This window comes from Halorubellus salinus, from assembly GCF_020567525.1.
GTDB classification, from domain to species: Archaea; Halobacteriota; Halobacteria; order Halobacteriales; family Natrialbaceae; genus Halorubellus; species Halorubellus salinus.
The window spans coordinates 772,649-789,835 of sequence record NZ_JAJCVI010000001.1 but is presented as its reverse complement, the minus strand read 5'-3'; the positions used below and the strand labels follow the sequence as shown (position 1 = coordinate 789,835).

The 17,187-nt window shown below is 69.2% G+C and carries 17 protein-coding genes; 9 read left to right on the top strand and 8 right to left on the bottom strand.

The annotated features are described in order from the left end of the window. The first annotated feature begins 90 nt into the window (after positions 1-90). From LI336_RS03960 to LI336_RS03950, 3 genes are all read left to right on the top strand, one after another. Positions 91-726: a DUF447 domain-containing protein gene (locus LI336_RS03960; protein WP_227131436.1), complete on the top strand. Its 636-nt coding sequence runs from the start codon at positions 91-93 to the stop codon at positions 724-726. 153 nt (positions 727-879) lie between these two features. Further along, positions 880-1,074, top strand: a complete 195-nt coding sequence (locus LI336_RS03955) for a 30S ribosomal protein S17e (protein WP_227131326.1) — start codon at positions 880-882, stop codon at positions 1,072-1,074. Between the two features lie 147 nt (positions 1,075-1,221). Then, on the top strand, positions 1,222-2,202 hold the full coding sequence (locus LI336_RS03950; protein ID WP_227131325.1) for an aldo/keto reductase: 981 nt from the start codon (positions 1,222-1,224) through the stop codon (positions 2,200-2,202). A 60-nt stretch (positions 2,203-2,262) separates the two neighbouring features. Here the strand turns inward: LI336_RS03950 and LI336_RS03945 are convergent, their stop codons facing one another. From LI336_RS03945 to LI336_RS03935, 3 genes are all read right to left on the bottom strand, one after another. Beyond that, positions 2,263-2,841 carry an NADPH-dependent FMN reductase gene (locus LI336_RS03945; RefSeq protein ID WP_227131324.1) on the bottom strand — a complete coding sequence of 193 codons (579 nt, stop codon included), beginning with the start codon at positions 2,839-2,841 and terminating at the stop codon, positions 2,263-2,265. Positions 2,842-2,922: 81 nt separating this feature from the next. After that, positions 2,923-3,702, bottom strand: coding sequence for a helix-turn-helix transcriptional regulator (locus tag LI336_RS03940; protein WP_227131323.1), 780 nt, complete (start codon positions 3,700-3,702; stop codon positions 2,923-2,925). A gap of 42 nt (positions 3,703-3,744) precedes the next feature. Continuing rightward, positions 3,745-4,446: a DUF3267 domain-containing protein gene (locus LI336_RS03935; protein ID WP_227131322.1), complete on the bottom strand. Its 702-nt coding sequence runs from the start codon at positions 4,444-4,446 to the stop codon at positions 3,745-3,747. Positions 4,447-4,630: 184 nt separating this feature from the next. On the opposite strand from LI336_RS03935, the gene LI336_RS03930 reads away from it, so the two are divergent. Beyond that, positions 4,631-5,059 (top strand): universal stress protein, encoded by a 429-nt coding sequence (locus tag LI336_RS03930; protein WP_227131321.1) that lies wholly within the window; start codon positions 4,631-4,633, stop codon positions 5,057-5,059. Then, positions 5,056-7,287 (top strand): heavy metal translocating P-type ATPase, encoded by a 2,232-nt coding sequence (locus LI336_RS03925; RefSeq protein ID WP_227131320.1) that lies wholly within the window; start codon positions 5,056-5,058, stop codon positions 7,285-7,287. Before LI336_RS03930 ends, LI336_RS03925 begins: the two co-directional genes overlap by 4 nt. A 48-nt stretch (positions 7,288-7,335) precedes the next feature. On the opposite strand, the gene LI336_RS03920 is transcribed toward LI336_RS03925, so the two are convergent. Next, positions 7,336-8,322 carry an HhH-GPD family protein gene (locus LI336_RS03920; RefSeq protein ID WP_227131319.1) on the bottom strand — a complete coding sequence of 329 codons (987 nt, stop codon included), beginning with the start codon at positions 8,320-8,322 and terminating at the stop codon, positions 7,336-7,338. 128 nt (positions 8,323-8,450) lie between these two features. Here LI336_RS03920 and LI336_RS03915 point away from each other — a divergent pair, with 128 nt between their 5' ends. Then, complete coding sequence (locus LI336_RS03915) at positions 8,451-8,771, top strand: ribbon-helix-helix protein (RefSeq protein WP_227131318.1); 321 nt, start codon at positions 8,451-8,453, stop codon at positions 8,769-8,771. Positions 8,772-8,848: 77 nt separating this feature from the next. Here LI336_RS03915 and LI336_RS03910 read toward each other — a convergent pair whose 3' ends face one another. Continuing rightward, entirely contained in the window at positions 8,849-8,995 is a 147-nt protein-coding gene (locus LI336_RS03910) for a DUF8555 family protein (RefSeq protein WP_227131317.1), read from the bottom strand. 156 nt (positions 8,996-9,151) lie between these two features. Here LI336_RS03910 and ligA point away from each other — a divergent pair, with 156 nt between their 5' ends. The 3 genes from ligA (at position 9,152) to LI336_RS03895 (ending at position 12,468) form a co-directional block, all read left to right on the top strand. Further along, complete coding sequence (ligA, locus tag LI336_RS03905) at positions 9,152-11,017, top strand: ATP-dependent DNA ligase LigA (RefSeq protein WP_227131316.1); 1,866 nt, start codon at positions 9,152-9,154, stop codon at positions 11,015-11,017. 158 nt (positions 11,018-11,175) lie between these two features. Continuing rightward, complete coding sequence (locus LI336_RS03900; RefSeq protein WP_227131315.1) at positions 11,176-11,637, top strand: hypothetical protein; 462 nt, start codon at positions 11,176-11,178, stop codon at positions 11,635-11,637. An 81-nt stretch (positions 11,638-11,718) separates the two neighbouring features. Continuing rightward, positions 11,719-12,468 (top strand): MBL fold metallo-hydrolase, encoded by a 750-nt coding sequence (locus LI336_RS03895; RefSeq protein ID WP_227131314.1) that lies wholly within the window; start codon positions 11,719-11,721, stop codon positions 12,466-12,468. A 141-nt stretch (positions 12,469-12,609) separates the two neighbouring features. Here the strand turns inward: LI336_RS03895 and LI336_RS03890 are convergent, their stop codons facing one another. From LI336_RS03890 to LI336_RS03880, 3 genes are read right to left on the bottom strand one after another with little or no spacing between them, the layout of a single operon-like run. Further along, positions 12,610-13,317, bottom strand: coding sequence for a hypothetical protein (locus LI336_RS03890; RefSeq protein ID WP_227131313.1), 708 nt, complete (start codon positions 13,315-13,317; stop codon positions 12,610-12,612). 52 nt (positions 13,318-13,369) lie between these two features. After that, positions 13,370-14,467: a DNA topoisomerase IV subunit A gene (locus LI336_RS03885; RefSeq protein WP_227131312.1), complete on the bottom strand. Its 1,098-nt coding sequence runs from the start codon at positions 14,465-14,467 to the stop codon at positions 13,370-13,372. 2 nt (positions 14,468-14,469) lie between these two features. Continuing rightward, the gene (locus tag LI336_RS03880) at positions 14,470-16,920 is read right to left on the bottom strand and encodes a DNA topoisomerase VI subunit B (RefSeq protein ID WP_227131311.1); all 2,451 of its coding nucleotides are present in this window, start codon (positions 16,918-16,920) and stop codon (positions 14,470-14,472) included. Positions 16,921-17,187: the final 267 nt, after the last annotated feature.

The following is a 17,187-nucleotide window of genomic DNA, read 5'->3' as shown; positions in this document are numbered from 1 at the left end:
GGCGACCGCGCCCGCGACGGCGACAGTGACCGCGAGGTCGACAGCAACCGCGACGGCGACCGTGACCGCGACGGTGACCGCGACGCTGGCGTGGAGGAGGCAGTATGGCCGACGCGACTGCGCGGGGTCACCGAGACGGTCGTGGCGACGCTCGGCCCGAACGACCGCTGGAACCAGGCCGCGCTCGGCGTGCACGCCGACGGCCCGGCGTCGACGCGCGACGACGACGGCCGACTGCAAGCAGTCACTGCGTTCACGTACGGGAACACGCGAACGCGCCGGAACTTCCACGGGCGCGGCGCGGGCGTCGTCCAGTTCACGACCGACGCCGTCGAATTCACCGAGGCCGCACTCGACGTCTTCGAGACCACAGACCCCGTGCTGGAGTCCGCGGACGCGTGGGTTCGCGTCGACGCGACCCAGGTCGATGCCCGCGACGAGGACGGGACCCGCATCGAGACGTGGCGGCTCGACCCCGTCGCGTCGACGGTCAGGCGGCGCGTCGTCCCGGTCGTCAACCGCGGGCACGCCGCGGTCGTCGACGCTACCGTCGCCGCGTCCAGGCTCGGCGTCGACGGGTTCGACGACGACGCGCTCCGCGAGCGCCTGGAGCGCGCCGTGGACGTCGTCGCGACCTGTGGTGGGGCCCGCGAACGCGAGGCCATCCGTCGCTGTGCGACACTCACCGACGAGTGGACCCCGACCCGCGACCCTCCCGAGGACTGACTGCTCGCACGAGCGTACGGCGACCGCCAGGTCGCCGTTTCTGTTGCGACTGTCGAGCGGTCCACCGAGTGTGACCGGAGCACCCGCCGCAACCAGCCCGCTCGACGCCCGGAGAACGAACCCTTTTTGGGGGCGAACGGGGAACGAATCGGTATGGCCATCAAACCCGACTACGTCAAGAAGACGGGTACCATCCTCCTCGAGCAGTACCCGAAGGCGTTCACGACCGATTTCGAGACGAACAAGGACAGCGTCGCGAAGCTCACGAACATCGAATCCAAGGGCGTCCGCAACCGCGTCGCCGGCTACGTCACGCGCAAGAAGAACACCGCCGCGGCCGAAGCGTAACGCGACGATTCTCCCGAGCTCCCAGCACCCGATAGCGACAGCGCCGCGATCCACCGACCGCCGCGTTCCGTCCCCCGTCACGGCCGACGCCCCTCGAAGCCTGCCGCGGGCGACACGCTTACGCGACGGGGGGCGCTCGCGTGGCGCATGGACGAACGACAACTCGGTTCGACGGGCGAGTCGGTGACTGCTGTCGGGCTCGGCACGTGGCAGATCGGTGGCGCGTGGGGCGACGTCCCCGAAGACCAGGGACGGGACGTCGTCCGCGCCGCGCTCGACGCGGGCGTGACGTTCCTCGATACCGCCGACGTCTACGGTGACGGGCGGAGCGAGTCACTCATCGCGGACGTCCTCGAAGAACACGACGCCGACCCGTTCGTCGCGACGAAAGCCGGGCGCCGCCTCGACCCGCACGTCGCCGACGACTACGACCTCGCGCACCTCCGCGAGTTCGTCGACCGGTCGCGCGAGAACCTCGATACGGAGACGCTCGACCTCCTCCAGTTGCACTGTCCGCCGACGGACGTCTACTACCAGCCGGAGACGTTCGACGCCCTGGAGGCGCTCGTCGACGAGGACCGCATCGCGAACTACGGCGTCAGCGTCGAACGCGTCGAGGAGGGTCTGAAGGCCGTCGAGTACGACGGCGTCGAGTCCGTCCAGATCATCTTCAACCCGTTCCGTCAGCGGCCCGCCGAGCACTTCCTCGACCGCGCCGCCGACGAGGACGTCGGCGTCATCGTTCGCGTGCCCTACGCCTCGGGCCTCCTCACGGGCGCGCTCTCCGCGGACGACGAGTTCCCCGAGAACGACCACCGGAACTTCAACCGCGACGGCGAGGCGTTCGACGTCGGCGAGACGTTCGCTGGCGTCCCCTTCGAGACCGGCCTGGAAGCGGTCGAAGAACTCCAGGACCGGGCTGGCATCGACGACCTCGCGAGCTTCACGCTCCGCTGGATACTCGCACACGACGCCGTCACGACCGTCATCCCCGGGACGACGACGCCCGCGCACGTTCGCTCGAACGTCGCCGCCGCCGACCGCGCCGCCCCCACCGCGGAGGAACGCGCCGCCGTCGACGCCGTCTACGACGAGCACGTCCGCGAGCACGTCCACCACCGCTGGTAAACAAGCGGTGCTGCATCACCGCTGGTCGGCGCGCGATGCCGCGGCCGCCGACCGCGGCGGTCAGCGCGCGCCGACGTTCTCCTGGCTCTCGAAGCTGTCCGGGTCCGGTTCGATGTTCGCGTACTGGACCGCCTGCCGCCCGAGCGTCCGCACGCGGTCCGCGAGGCCGTCGTCTACGAACGCGCCGTCCTCGAACGCGTCGTACGCCTTCGGTATCGCGGCCTGATGCGGGATGACCCACGCGTCCAGCGCCCGACAGACAGACCGCAGGTGCTCGAGGGCGGTCACGGGGAACCCGCCGCCGGCCACGGCCAGCAGGCCGACGGTCTTGTCCTCGAACTCGTCGAACCCACAGTAGTCGAGCGCGGTCTTCAGCGGCGACGAGTACGACCCGTGGTACATCGGCGTCCCCAGCAGGATGGCGTCCGCCCCCGCGACCGTCGCCCGCAGTTCGTCGGCGTCTCCCGCGTCGTCGGCGTCCGCGTCGAACACCTGGAGGTCGAGTGCGCGGAGGTCGACGAGCTCCGTGCTCGCGCCTGCGTCGCTCGCCGCATCGAGTGCGACCTCGAGCGCACTCCGCGTGTGACTCGCGTCCCTGAGACTCCCGCACAGCGCGACGACGTGCACGTTCTCAGCCATGCAACGACCCTCGACGCCCGACCTCAAAAACCCACTGTCGGCCCCGCGTTGAGGCGGTCGTCATACCTGGCGGCGACGACCCTACAACGGCATCTCGTCGGCGCGCTCGAGGTAGTCGGCGACGAGCGCGTCACCCCACGAGACGGCGTCCGGCGCGTCGTTCTGGACGAGCGCCGCCATCCCCGTCCCGTCGTAGACGCCCATCGCCAGCACCCGCGATCCGTCCTCGCGTCGCAGGACGCTCACGCCCACCATCGGCAGCGAATCGATGCGATGCACCGCCACGCGACCCGTCTCGGTCGCCCGCTGGACGGACTCGCGGTGAGCGGTCGTCAACTCCGCGAGCGCGTCGTCGCTGAACACGAACTCGGCGGTCATCCCCGCGTCGACGACGCGACGCTCGAACACGTCGACGTACGCGCCGTACGCGGTCGGCGAGAACCCCCGCGCGTGCTCTGCGTCCTCGACGAGTTCGAGGAACGCCCGCACCGGCCGATCGGGTGCCGACGACGCCGCTCGAACGACCGTCGCGTCGTCGAGCACGTCCGGGTGCGCGAACTCGCGGGACGGCAGTTCCGCGACGACGTCCCGCGCGTCACACATCGCGTCCAGTCGCGACGCGAACCGGCCGTACAGGTCCACCGCGACCTCGCCGCACGTCGTCAACTCGTAGCCGTCGTCGCCGCGCTCGACGAGCGCCTGATTCTGGAGCTGGCGGATGGCGCGGTCCACGGTCGACCGAGCGACGTCCAGCTCCCTCGCAAGCTCGGGCTTCCGGCACGCGCTATCGTCGAGCGCCTCGAGCACTTCACGCCGGCGAGTGAGCGTCCGCACGAGCTCGTCGCGCTCACCCGGATTCATACCCAGCATGTTCGTCGGCGCGTTCTTACGCCTTACGGCAGTTCACTCGAACCGTCGCTCGGGGTGGAAGACGTAGCTGTGGCGCGCGTCGCTGTCGTAGAGGAGCGCGTCGTCTGGCAACCCGAGGAGGGTCGCGACGAGGTAGACGTCGCCCGTGGCGCCGGCGGTGTTGAACAGCAGGCCGACGAACGCCACGAACGCGACGGTCGGGTCCGGCGCGAAGAGCGCCGCGAGGAGGATGGCGTCGACGACGACGAGCGGTGCGATGCCGACGACGAGGTTGTGGTCTCGACGCTGGAACTGGTGGAACGCGGCGGTGTAGAACGCGCCCATCCCGACGAGCACGCCGTAGGAGACGTCGTACCCGAGGAGCCGATACGCGAGCCCGTGCACGAACTCGTGGAGGACGGTGACGCCCACGACGCCGAACGCGAGCGCGAGCGCGAGGACGCTCACGTTCGTCGTGAACGTCACGCTGTCCGCGGTCTCCGTTACCGTGAAGACGGTCGCGAGTGCGTCTGGGCCCTGCGCGACGTAGAGCACCCATCCGAACGCGGCGAGCGAGAGAACCGTCAGCACCCCCACGAGGACGACGAGCACGATCATCGGGTACCGGAACTCGACGGGGTCGGCGTACCCCGCGGGCGTCGCCGGGAGTAGGGTTGCGTCCGGGTCGTGCTCGCTCGCCACCTCGTCGGGGACGCGGTCGCGCGAGCCGTCGCGACTGTCCTCGATGTCGGCCATACGCTGACAGATACGGGCCGCGTGCTAATGCGTCCTGCACGGATTACCGCGCGCTCGTTCGTGCCGCATCGACGCGGGGCCGCCGAACTCCGGAAGCGGCGTCCGTTCGTCGAACTCCGGGCGTGCTCTCGGTCGGGACCCGGCGAGCAGTACGTTCATCCCGACTCGCGATGAACGTTCCCGCATGCCCGAACGCGTGCTCGTCGCCTTCGACGGTTCTCCACTCTCCGAACGAGCGCTCACGTACGCGATAGAGACCTTCCCAGGTGCATCGCTCACCACGATATACGTCATCAATCCCTACGACTCCGTCCTCGACGTGGAGAGCGGTGGTCTCCCGGTCGCCGAAGACTGGTACGACGACGCGAAGAACCGAGCGGCAAGCATCCACTCGCGAGCCAGGGACGTCGCCGGCGCTCACGACGTCGACCTCGACAGCGTCACGGAGGTCGGCAAGCCGGCGCGAACGATTCTCGACTACGCCAGGGAGCACGACGTCGACCAGATCGTCATGGGGAGTCACGGCCGTTCGGGGCTCGACCGGACGCTCCTCGGGAGCGTCGCCGAGACGGTCACGCGTCGCGCACGGTTCCCGGTGACGGTCGTCGGATGAGCCGCTCGAACCAGCGCCGTACCGATCCGCCAGCCTCGGACCGCGACGTGGCCGACCCCGACTCGCCCGCCCCAGCCACGTGCACCGTCCGGATAGCGCGACGCGGCGGTCGTGGCGAGGCCGGCGCGCGAGCGCTCGAACGCCACCTCCGGGAGACCAGCGGCGTCCACGACGTCGACGTGTCGTTCCGAACGGGGACCGTTCGGATAACCTACGACGAGCAGGTCACCTCCGAGCGCGACCTCCGGGCCGCGGTCCGCGACCGGAACGTCTCCGTCGACGACGACGCCGAGCCGACGGGCGACGAAGGAACCTCGCGGTCGGAACTCAGACGCGAGGGCGCGTTCGTCGCGCTGACGTTCGCCGGGATGGTGACGGGGCTGGCGACCGGCTGGCTCGGCGGTCCTTCACTCCTCATGTGGGCGGGATACGGCGTCGCGTACGTCTTCGGTGGCTGGTACGGACTGGTGGGCGCCATCGAGACGCTCCGTCATCGCGCGGTCGACATCGACCTCCTGATGATCGTCGCGGCGCTCGGCGCGCTCACCATCGGCGCACCGTTCGAGGGCGCGATGCTCCTCTTCCTGTTCTCGCTCTCGAACACCCTCCAGCACTACGCCATCGGTCGGTCGCGTCGCGCGATCAAGTCCCTCGTCGAGATGCGACCGGAGCAAGCGCAGGTGCTGCGCGACGGCGAGGAGGTCACCGTCCCCATCGACGACGTCGCCGTCGGCGACGTGTTCGTGGTTCGCCCCGGCGACAGGATTCCGCTCGACGGCGTCGTCGCAGACGGCGAGGGAACCGTCGACCAGGCGTCGCTCACCGGCGAGTCCGTGCCCGTCCCGAAGGCGCCCGGCGACGAGGTCTTCGGTGGCACGATAAACGAGAGCGGGAGCCTTGAGATCGAGGTGACGCGGCAGGCTCACGAGTCCGCCATCAGTCGCCTCATCACGATGGTCGAGCGCGCCCAGAGCGAGAAGGCGCCGACGCAGCGCCTCATCGACCGACTCGAACAGCCGTACGTCCTCGGCGTGTTCGCGCTCACGGTCGCGGCGATCGCCGTGCCGATGGCGCTCGGGGGCGAGTTCGCTGGGACGTTCTACAGAGCGATGACGCTCATGGTCGCCGCATCGCCGTGCGCGGTCGTCATCTCGACGCCCGCAGCGGTATTGTCTGCTATCGCGTCCGGCGGTCGCCAGGGCGTCCTGTTCAAGGGCGGGGAGCACGTCGAGACCGCGGCCCGCATCGACGCGGTCGCGTTCGACAAGACCGGGACGCTCACGCGCGGGGATACGACGCTGACGGACGTCGTCGTCCGCGAGGATGGCGTCACCGACCCGCCGACGGCGGACGAGGTGCTCTCGGCGGCGGCCGCGGTCCAGGCGCGCTCGGAGCACCACCTGGCTCGTGCGACCGTCGCGGCGGCCGAGGACCGGTCGCTCGACGCCCTCGACGCGCGACGGTTCCAGTCCGTCGCCGGGAAAGGCGTCAGTGCCGAGGTCGACGGTGAGACCATCCACATCGGGAACCGAAGCTACCTCGAGACCGTCCTCGCGGACGTGAGGATCGACGGCCTGGAAGCCGGATTCGACCGGCTCCGCGAGATGGAGGCGGCGGGGAAGACGGCCGTGCTCGTCGTCCGAGAGCGAGACGGCGAGCGGACAGTCGTCGGGTGGCTCGCGTTCACCGACACGGTGCGTCCCGACGCCGCGGAGATGATAGCGGACCTCCGGTCGCTCGGCGTGGAGCACATCGTCATGCTCACCGGCGACAACGAGCGCGTCGCCCAGCGGATCGCTGACGAGGTCGGTATCGACGAGGTCCAGGCAGCGCTGCTCCCCGAGGAGAAGGTCGAAACCATCGAGGCGCTGGTCGAGCGACACGAGAACGTGGCGATGGTCGGCGACGGCGTCAACGACGCACCGGCGCTCGCCACGGCAACCCTCGGTATCGCGATGGGGGGTGCCGGGACCGACGTCGCGCTCGACACCGCCGACGTCGTCCTGATGGGCGACGAACTCGACAAGATACCGTACGTGCTCGGGCTCGGTCGGAAGACCCGGCGGACGCTCACCGTCAACCTCGCCATCGCGTTCGGCGCGATCGGCGTGATGGTCGGCGCCATCCTCCTCCAGGGCATCCCGCTCCCGCTCGCAGTCATCGGCCATGAGGGGTCGACCGTCCTGGTGTCGCTCAATGGCCTCCGCTTGCTCGGATTCCGCGGGTGAGCGACCGCGACGCCGCCGGCTAGGCGCGCAATCGAGCGGTCGTCACCGCTACGCGCGCAATCGAGCAGTCATCTCAGCCCCGCCATCGTCGATGTCGACGAGGCCGTCGTCGTCGAGGTCCGCGAGGAGCCCGCGCAGCCAGTCGCGGCCGTACTCGCCGTCTGGCGCGTAGTCCACGCGAATCCGCGGGCCGAGTTCGTCGAGCGCGAGTTCGCCGTGCTCGCCGAGGACGTTCACGACGCGCCCGCGGAACTGCCGCCTGCTGCCTTCGAAGCTCGGTTGCGTCGGCACGTCGGGTGCGGTGAAGTCCCCGCTCTCGTAGGCGTGACACCACCGCCGCCACGGACAGCCCGCTTCGTCGCACGACGGGGTCTTCTCGCACGCGACGCCGCCGAGCTCCATGATGGCGTTGTTCCACACGCGGGACTCGCCGGCGGGCATGAGGTCGCTCGCCGCGGTCTCGAACGCGTCGTCGTCGTCCGGCACGTCGAACGCGCGGTACAGCACGCGCTTCACGTTCGTGTCCACGACCGCGTCCCCGTTGTTGAACGCGAAACTCGCCACCGCGTTCGCGGTGTACGGCCCGACACCCATCAGTTCCTGGAGGCCCTCCGGGGTCTCCGGGAACGCACCGTCGTGCTCCTCGACGACCTGCCCGGCGGCCTCGTGGAGGTACTTCGCGCGGTTGTTGTACCCCAGCGAGTGACTCGTCCAGAACCCGACGACGTCCCCGCGGTCCGCGGCCGCGAGCGCCTCGACGTCCGGCCACTCGTCGAGGAAGTCCTCCCACGCCGCGACGACGCGGTCGAGCTGGGTCTGCTGGCTCATCACCTCCGAGACGAGGATCTCGTAGGCGTCCTCGGTCCGCCGCCAGGGATAGTCGCGGTGGTCGCGCTCGTACCACTCGACGAGCGCGTCCTGCACCGCGCCATCGTCCTCGGGGAGCGCGGGCGCGTCGTCGTCGCTCGCGTCACCGGCGCCCTCGGTGTCATCGACCACGGCGCGCTCGTCGCTCTCGCCGTTACCTGCCGTCATCGGTCCCGACTCGGGAACCGACCGACAAGGGACTGCCGGTCTCGACCACGCGCGAGCGGCACGCACCCGCGACGACCGGGGTCCCGCGAGACGAAAGGCGTAGGCGTCCACGGCACCCAACAGGAGACATGAGTCTCGACGACCTCGCGACCGACGTCCAGCAGACCGCAGACGACCTGGAGACCGCGACCTTCCACCTCGACGCGGAAGCCCGCACCGAACTCGCGATGCTCGCCGCGGCGATGGACAACGACGACCCGAGCGTCCTCCTCGAGCGCGCCATCCACGCGCTCTTCCAGCAGACCGTCGACGCCGGCAAGCTCGACTTCCACCTGCGCGCGAACTACGACGTCACGTACGACGAGTACCTCTCCGGGATGACCTACGACGAGATGACCGGCGGGTCGACGTACCCGACCGACGACGGCGATCGCCGCTACCAGTTCTGACCGGGTCGCGGACCCCCGTTCTGCGCGGGCCGACGACGGCGACCGAATCCCGCTGGCGGGTACGGCCCCGCGAGCGGTTACATGTGTTCCTCTTCGAGCACCCACCCGATGGCGCGCTTGTAGTACGTGAACATCTGCTTGACGCCCTCGTGATTCATGTCCTCGTCCTCGAGTTGCTCGGTGAGGAACTCGTACTGCTCGCGGATCTCGTCCTCGTCTCGCATACGCTCGGGTAACGTTCCTGGGAACAAAAGTCCAACCACGCGGCCGCGTTGCGCTCGCCGCAGCGGTACCCTGGCCGCGAGTCCCGGCGTCGTGGCGTGAAGCGGTCGGCGCGAACCCGCGACGCTTTTGCGGGCGCCGCCGGTACGTCGAGCCGAATGGAGTTCGCAGCGTTCGCAGACCGGGCTCGCGCTATCGAGGAGACGGACGCGGACCTCGCGGTGGTCGCGGCGGTCGCTGACCTGTTCGCGGCCGCGGACGACGACCTGGAGACGCTCGCGCGGTTCGTGCAGGGCCGGGCGTTCCCGGCGTGGGACGACCGGAAGCTCGACGTCGGCCCGTCGCTGTGTCACGAGGCGCTCGCGCGCGCCGCCGGCCCGAACGTCACCGCCGGCGACGTCGAGGACCGGCTCGCTGACGTCGGCGAGATCGGCGCGGTCGCCGCGAGCCTGGACCTCGACGGCCAGCAGGGACTGAGTGCGTTCGGCGCAGGTGGCGGGGACGACCTGACGGTCGCGGACGTCCACGAGGCGTTCGTCGCCATCGCGACGGCGACCGGGAGCGGGTCGGCGGGCGCGAAGGAAGACCACCTCTTCGGGTTGTTCAACCGCGCCAGCCCCGCGGAGGCGCGGTTCGTCGCGCGGCTCGTGCTCGGCGAGATGCGTATCGGCGTGGGCGACGGCACCGTCCGTGACGCCATCGCCGCCGCGTTCCTCGCGGACGACGACCGCGTCGAGACGGGCGCGGAGACCGAGGGCGACGACGAGGGCGCGCAGTTGACGCTCTCGGAGCTCGGCGAGAGCGCCGACGGGGCTGGGGAGGTCGAGGAGGACGTGGAGGCCGTCGATGAGGACGCGGAGGCCGTCGACGAGGACGCGGCCGAGGTGTTCGAGCGACCGTCCGCGGACGCGGTCGCCGCGGTCGAGCGCGCGCTCCAGGTGTCGAACGACGCCGGCCGGGTGGCGACGGTAGCGCGCGACGCGGGCCGGGACGGACTCTCCGACGTCCACCTCGAGGTCGGGCGGCCAGTGGGCGCGATGCTCGCTCAGGCGGGGACCATCACGGACGCCGTCGAGGCGTGGGACGCCGTCGCCGTGGAGACGAAGTACGACGGGGCGCGCGTCCAGGTGCATCACGACCCCGACGGCGACACGCGGCTGTTCTCGCGGAACATGGAGGACGTCACGGACGCACTCCCCGAGCTCGTCGAGTTCGTCGCGGACCGCGTCGACATTCCGGTCGTCCTCGACGGCGAGGCGCTCGCGGTCGACGACGACGGCGACCCGCTCCCGTTCCAGCGCGTGCTCGAACGGTTCCGACGGAAGCACGACGTCGCTCGCGCCCGCGAGTCGGTCGCGATGGAGTTGCGCGCGTTCGACTGCCTGCATCACGACGGCGAGGACCTCCTCGACGCCCCGTTCACCGAGCGGCAGGCGAGACTCGAGGCGGTGCTCTCCGAGGGCGTCTCCGAGTCGTTCGTGACGACCGACGCCGACGAGATCGGCGAGTTCGAGGCGACCGTGCTCGACGCCGGCCACGAGGGCATCATGCTGAAGGACCCGGAGTCGACGTACTCCGCGGGGAAACGCGGAAAGGAGTGGTTGAAGCGAAAACCCGACGTCGAGACGCTCGACGTCGTCGTCACGGGCGCGGAGTGGGGCGAGGGCCGGCGCGCGAACGTCTTCGGGACGTTCGAGGTCGGCGTGCGCGTCCCCGAGTCCACCAATGCGTCCGCGGACGCCAGCGAGTACGCGACCGTCGGGAAGGTCGCCACGGGGATCACGGACGCGGAACTCGACGCGCTCACCGAGCGGTTGCGCGAGCACGTCGCGACCGAGGACGGCCAGACCGTCCGGTTCGAGCCGGCGGTCGTGTTCGAGGTCGGCTACGAGGAGATCCAGGCGTCGCCCACCTACGACTCGGGGTACGCGCTCCGGTTCCCGCGGTACGTCGCCGTCCGCGAGGACAAGGCACCCGCGGACGCGGACTCCCTGGAGCGCGTCGACCGACTCGCCGAGAACTGACTCGCGTCACCTGATTCGTCGGCGACTGCGACGGACGACCGGTTGGTCGAGAACCGGGTCGCGCCCCGGACGAACGGCGCGTGACGGTGCGTGCCAACGCGCCCCGAACGGCCACAATCGTAATGTGGCCAGCTACCGGGTTCTCTATCCAGAGAGGAATGATTCCGGGGGAATCACTCGACGAACGCGACCGGGGGGTCGCGGCCGTCGTCGACGGGGGTAGCCCGCATCGAGCAGCAGCGAACCGACTGGCGCGAGCGTTCGACGCGCATCTCGACCGCGAGGACCTCGCGGACTGCTCGCGCGTCGTCGTCCACGAGACGGCGAGCGCGCGCTACGAGTACGTCGACGGCGTCCACTACGTCACGGGCGTCGAGGACGACGTTCGCGAGCGCATCGAGGCGTTCGTCGACGCGCGCGACCTGGAGGTCGTGATGGACGGCCACGTCGGGTTCGCGTTCAAGCACTCGCGGCCCGATGGGGTGGCTGACGCGCACGTCGCGGGCGCGGTCGTCGAACTCGCGTTCGACGCCGCGTTCACGGACCTCGACGACGTCGTCGAGGTCGTCGACGGCGCGACCGAGATATCCTGGACGGAACTGGACGCTCGGCCCGCCTGAGCCGACGGTTCCTTCCACCACCACGTCTCGCGCTCGACTGCGTCCGTCAGTCCTATCCACGCCACTCGAGTACGGGCACGTATGACCGTCATCCACGACGACCTGACCGTCGAGTGGCTCGGGTACGCGACGCTCCGGGTCGCGGACGCCGACGAGGACACCGTCGTCTACTTCGACCCTGGCCGGTACGGCGTCCTCACCGGCGAGTGGGAGCCGGACACGCCCGGCGTCGCCCACCCGCCAGCCAGGGAGTACCGCCCCGAGGACGGCGACGTCGTCTGCGTCACGCACGACCACCACTACGACCCGGACGGCATCCGTCGGGTCGCCGGCGACGACGCGACGCTCGTCGTCTTCGACGGCGTGAACACGCACCACGTCGACCGCGTCGACGACCGCCCCAGCGACCTCGACGTCGACGTCGAGTGGGTGGACGCCGAGGCGGACTTCGCCGTCGGCGACGCCATCCTCCGCACGATACCCGCGTACAACACGCCCGACGGGCACGTCGACGCCAACGGCGATCCCTACCATCCCGAAGGCCGCGGCTGCGGATACCTCCTCACGCTCGACGACACGACCGTCTGCTGGCCCGGCGACACCGACGTCCTCGACGGCCACGAGATGCTCGACGTCGAGGTCTTCAGCCCACCGATCGGCGGGAGTTTCACCATGGACCGCCACGAAGCCGCCGCCCTCGCCGACGCCATGGCACCCGACGTCGTCGTCCCCATCCACTACAACACGTTCGCCGCACTCGAGACCGACTCCGCAGCGTTCGCCGACGACCTCGAATCGAGAGGGGTCAGCGTCGCACTCGACGAGGAATAACCGACTGAAGCAGCATACGGCGACCGCGAGGTCGCCGTTTCTGCAGTGACTGCTCGCAGGAGCATACGGCGACCGCGAGGTCGCCGTTTCTGGTGTGATTGTGAGAGCGGCCGACGTTCCGTCGGGCCGCCGTTCCTGACCTCAGTCCTCTTCGTAGGAGACGAGGGTGAGCGACATTTCGAGGGTGCCGTCTTCGCCGTAGTACGCGGCGTAGGGTGCGAGGCCGAGGTCCGGCGAGAAGCACGCTTCGTGGAACACGGAGTCGTTGATGCGCATCTCGCTCGTCCAGCAGTCGACGCGCGCGATGGTGTCGGTGCCGGTGACGGCGAAGCTCGCAGAGCCTTGCGGGGTGGAGTACGACCACTTCGTGCCCGTCGAGAGGTCGCGGCCCTCGTACCAGACTGCGGGCTGGGACATCGTCGTCACGAGGACGATGCCGCCGGGGTTCGTGAAGAACTGCTGGACGACGGTGTCTTTCGTGCCGGTGGCGGTCGTCTCGTAGCGTTCGTCGCCCATCTCGTAGACGAGGGTGACGGTGTACTCGCCGTCGTCGACCGATTCGACGTCCCAGACGATGGCGCCCTCGCCGTCGCCCTCCATGAACACCGCGTACTCGTAGCGCGCCGGGGTATCGAACGCGAACGGCTCCCATTCGCCGGAGACCGCGTCGCCGTCGGAGCTATCCGGGGCGTCGCCGTCGCTGGAATCGCCGCCGTCGTTCGAATCGCCGCCGTCACTTGCGCCGTCGCCGCTGCTCCCGTCGGTTTCGGGTGCGCCACCGCCGCCGCCGGTGAGGCAGCCTGCGGTGAGGACGAGCACTGCGACGACGAGGACGAACCTGGCCTTCATGCCAGTCAGACGATGCGAGAAAAGATAATACTACGTATGTGTTTGAGTGGCGTCAGATGACGCCCATCTCGTCGAGGCGCTCCGGGAGGTACGTGTCCGTCACGAAGTCCAGACCACGCGCCGCAAGGGCCTGCTGCTCGGCCTTCTTCCCGATGTCGAGCTGGAGCTCGATCTGCTCCGTCCAGAACTCGTCCTGGAACCGCGGGTCCTCCAACTCCGACTCCAGCGCGTTCACGTCCGAATCACCGAGCGGGTCCGTCGGCAGGTCGTACTCCACGATGTCCTCAGGGCGGATACCCACGAACTGCGCCTCCGGCGTCGCCAGGTACTCCGAGAGGTGCGCGGACTTGATCGACCCATAGGACACCGACCCGAAGATGCGGTACGACCACGGGTCACCGTCAGTGAACACCATCACCGGCAGCCCGAGCTCGTCGTGCAGGCGCTTCGTGATGCGGCGCGTCGCCCGCGCCGGCTGGCCCTTCAGGTGGACGACCAGACAGTTGTAGTCCGTATCGAACCCGTTCTCCACGAGCCGGTCGCGCATCCCACCGGTCTCCACGCACAGCACGAAGTCGATGTCGTGGTCGATGAACTCGATCGTATCCGGGTTGTTCGGGATTTGGTAGCCGCCCTCGCCGACGTCCTTCTGGCAGTGGATGACGCGCTCGCCGCGACGCGTCTGTTCGCGCAACTCCAGCGGCCCGATGAGCGTCGCCCCCGACTCCTCCGGCCGCATGTGGAAGTCCTCCCGTTTGACGTCGCTCACGATCTCCAGGTCCTCCACGAGCTTGTTCGACTCGTCCTGCCCGTTGAACTGCGCCTCCTCGTTGTCCCACGACTCCGAGAGGTAGTACAGTTCACGCAGCGTCGACGAGCGGTCCTCCTCGAGCTGGCGCGCGAGGAACTCGATCGTGTACGCCGCCTTCAGGAGCTTCCGGGCGCCACGCACCGAGTTCGCCGACCGCGTCGACGTCCGGTCGCCGTACACCCACACCTTCTTGTCCTCGTCGAAGACGATGTTGCTCTTCGTCCGCGTCGGCAGCGTCATCTCCGGGATGTCGCCGCGCTCGAACTGGTCGTAGAACTCCGCCGCCAGGTCCACGAGCTTCTGGCGGGCCTCCGCGTTCGAATCCTGTGTATCGCTCATTGTCAGTCACTCACCGTCAGCTTCGGGCCCTCGATCTCCGACACCGAGAGGTCCAGGGTCGCGTCCGTCTCGACCGTGTACGTCAGGCGGGCCTCCTCGCCCGCCGGCACGTCCGGCGTCCACTTCACGAACCACTCGCCGTCCATCTCGACGACGTTCGCGCCGTCGCTCACGTCGCGCGGCTCCCGGTCGACGATGTCCGTCACGTCCGGCGACTCCGACCGGTCGGAGTGATTCTCGACCACCACCGTCACCGTCTGCTCGCCGTCGCCCTCGCTCACCTCGCGCTCCACGAGGACGTTGTTCATGATGCGCGCCAGCGCGTCACCGATGTCCGGGTCCGGTCGGCCCGTCACGTCCGCGACCTTCTTCGACATCACCGGGAGGATGTCCGCGAGGACGTTCTGCTTCTTCTGGCGCTTCCGCATCGACTGCTGTTTCTTCAGGTACGACTTCAGTTCGCGAGCGGCCTCGCGGACCGCGAGCTCGATCTCGTCCTCGATGGCTTCGACGCTCGCGACCGCGTCCTTGGACTCGCTCGTGAACGGCACGTTCGTCGACGCGACGTGCACCATGATGACGACCGGGCCGTTCGGGATGCCGCTCCCGCCGGGCTGGTCGAGGTTGTAGTTCCGCCAGCCGATGCCCTTGATGGTCTGCGTGATGGCGCAGCCACCGCGCTTGTAGACGAGCGGCACGCGGTTCGCGAACCGCAGGAGGTCCGCCTGCCCCTCGGCTTCGATGTCGCCACCGTACGCGATGCCGGCCTCCGCGATGAACGGGTCCCCGGCGTGCACGTCCGCGTCACGCGACGAGGACGCGTAGAACTCCGCGTCGTACTCCTTCCGCAGGCCCGCTTCGACCTTCTCCGCGCTGATGGGCGACAGACACGACGTCGGCGGCGCGATGATGTCCGTCTCCCGCATCCCGTGCACGAGGCGACTGACGGCGTCGCGGTCGCCGACGAGGTCGCTCACGAGCGGCGCGTCGTCCGGCACCGTTCGCATCACGCGCCAGAACGCGGTCGTGACGTTCTCGCGAGCGGTGTCGCCGAACGTCGCGTCCTCGCGCTCCTCGGTCATGTCCGCGGACCGGTCGACGAACTCGCGAACCTCGTCGCGCGTGAATCGACCACGCCACGCGTCGGCGTCCGCCGGGTCCGGCACGAACTTCTCGGCGAGTCGCTCCGCGAACGCGCGAACGGTCTCGTCGTCCTTGCGCTTCGAGGTCGCCTCGTCGGCCAGCGCGTACGCGTCCGCTATCAGGTGCTCGCTCGCCGACTGGTCGGGCTCGTCCGGGTCGAAGCCGGTGATGGCGCGCCACGCCGCCTCCACGGCGTTCTCACGGACGGTCCCCCCGAACGTCTTCCCGTACTCCTCCTCGACGCGCTCGGCTTCCTCGTCGACGAACCGGCCGACGTGCTGGTGCGCGACCCGGTCCAGCTCCTGGACGCGGTCGGCGACCGCGTCCGCGAACGCCGTCGTCGCGTCCGCGCCCTTGTTCGACACCGCCGTCGACACCGCACGCGCCACGTCGCCGTCCTCGTGACTCGCTGGCGGCGTCCACGCCATCTCCCGCCCGAAGTGCCGGTCGCGGAACGCGTCGATGACCTTCTCGGCGGTCTTCTTCCCGACGCGCGTGAACTCCGTCTGCAGGAACCCAGACACGGTCTGGGAGTTCGTCGCGGAAAGCATCTTCAGGACGTTCCCCAGCTCCACGCCGTGGGGATGCGGCTTGATTTCCTCGGTCTCCTCGGGGAGCTCGTCGGTCGCCCGCTCGAACTTGAAGTGCTCCTGGGGCTCCTTGAGCTCCAGCCTGGCGTGGGGGTTCACGACCGCCGTGTGCTTCACGTAATCGTGGAGCTGCTGGCGAGCGCGCATGTTCCCCTCCATCTCCAGCTCGATGCGCGTCCCGTGCGGGCGGTCCCAGGACGTCTCGGACTCGTCGCGGATCTCCGGCTCGTTCGTGTCCGTGTCGATGACGAGCTCGAAGTACTGCGCGGTCTCGCTACCCTGCGTGCGACTCGTCACCTTCGCCGGCTTCCCCGACGTCAACTGCGAGTAGAGTACGGCGGCGGAGATACCGATACCCTGCTGCCCGCGGCTCTGTTCGCGAGCGTGGAAGCGACTCCCGTACAGGAGCTTCCCGAAGATCTTCGGGATCTGCTCCTTCGTGATACCGGGGCCGTTGTCCTCGACGACGAGCTTGTAGTAGTCACCGGCCTCCTCGATCTCGACGTAGATGTCCGGGAGGTGCCCGGCTTCCTCGGTCGCGTCGAGCGCGTTGTCGACCGCCTCCTTGACCGCGGTGACGAGCGCTCGGGCGCCCGAGTTGAACCCGAGCATCTGCTTGTTCTTCTCGAAGAACTCGGCGATGGAGATGGCGCGCTGGTTCTCCGCCAGTTCGGCGGCCATCCCCTCGTCCTCGCCGAGTGTCGACTGGAACGAGGTCATTCTGTATCGCCCCATACCTCCCGCGGGATTAAAAGCCGTTCCCTACCCGAGTGAAAGTGAAACGCCGGACGGAGGTGGGTCGAACGCCCCGACGACCGCTGGCCGGGTCCACCCAACGGGACGCGACGTCTCGCTCGCGTGCGTTCAGGATGGGTCGGCCTCTCGACGCCCCGAACGCGGACGGCTCCGCGGGCCGTCTGCGAGCCCGGTGGGGCACCCGGCACAACTCTACGAGAACTGATACTCTCTGGGCGGGGTGAATCGACG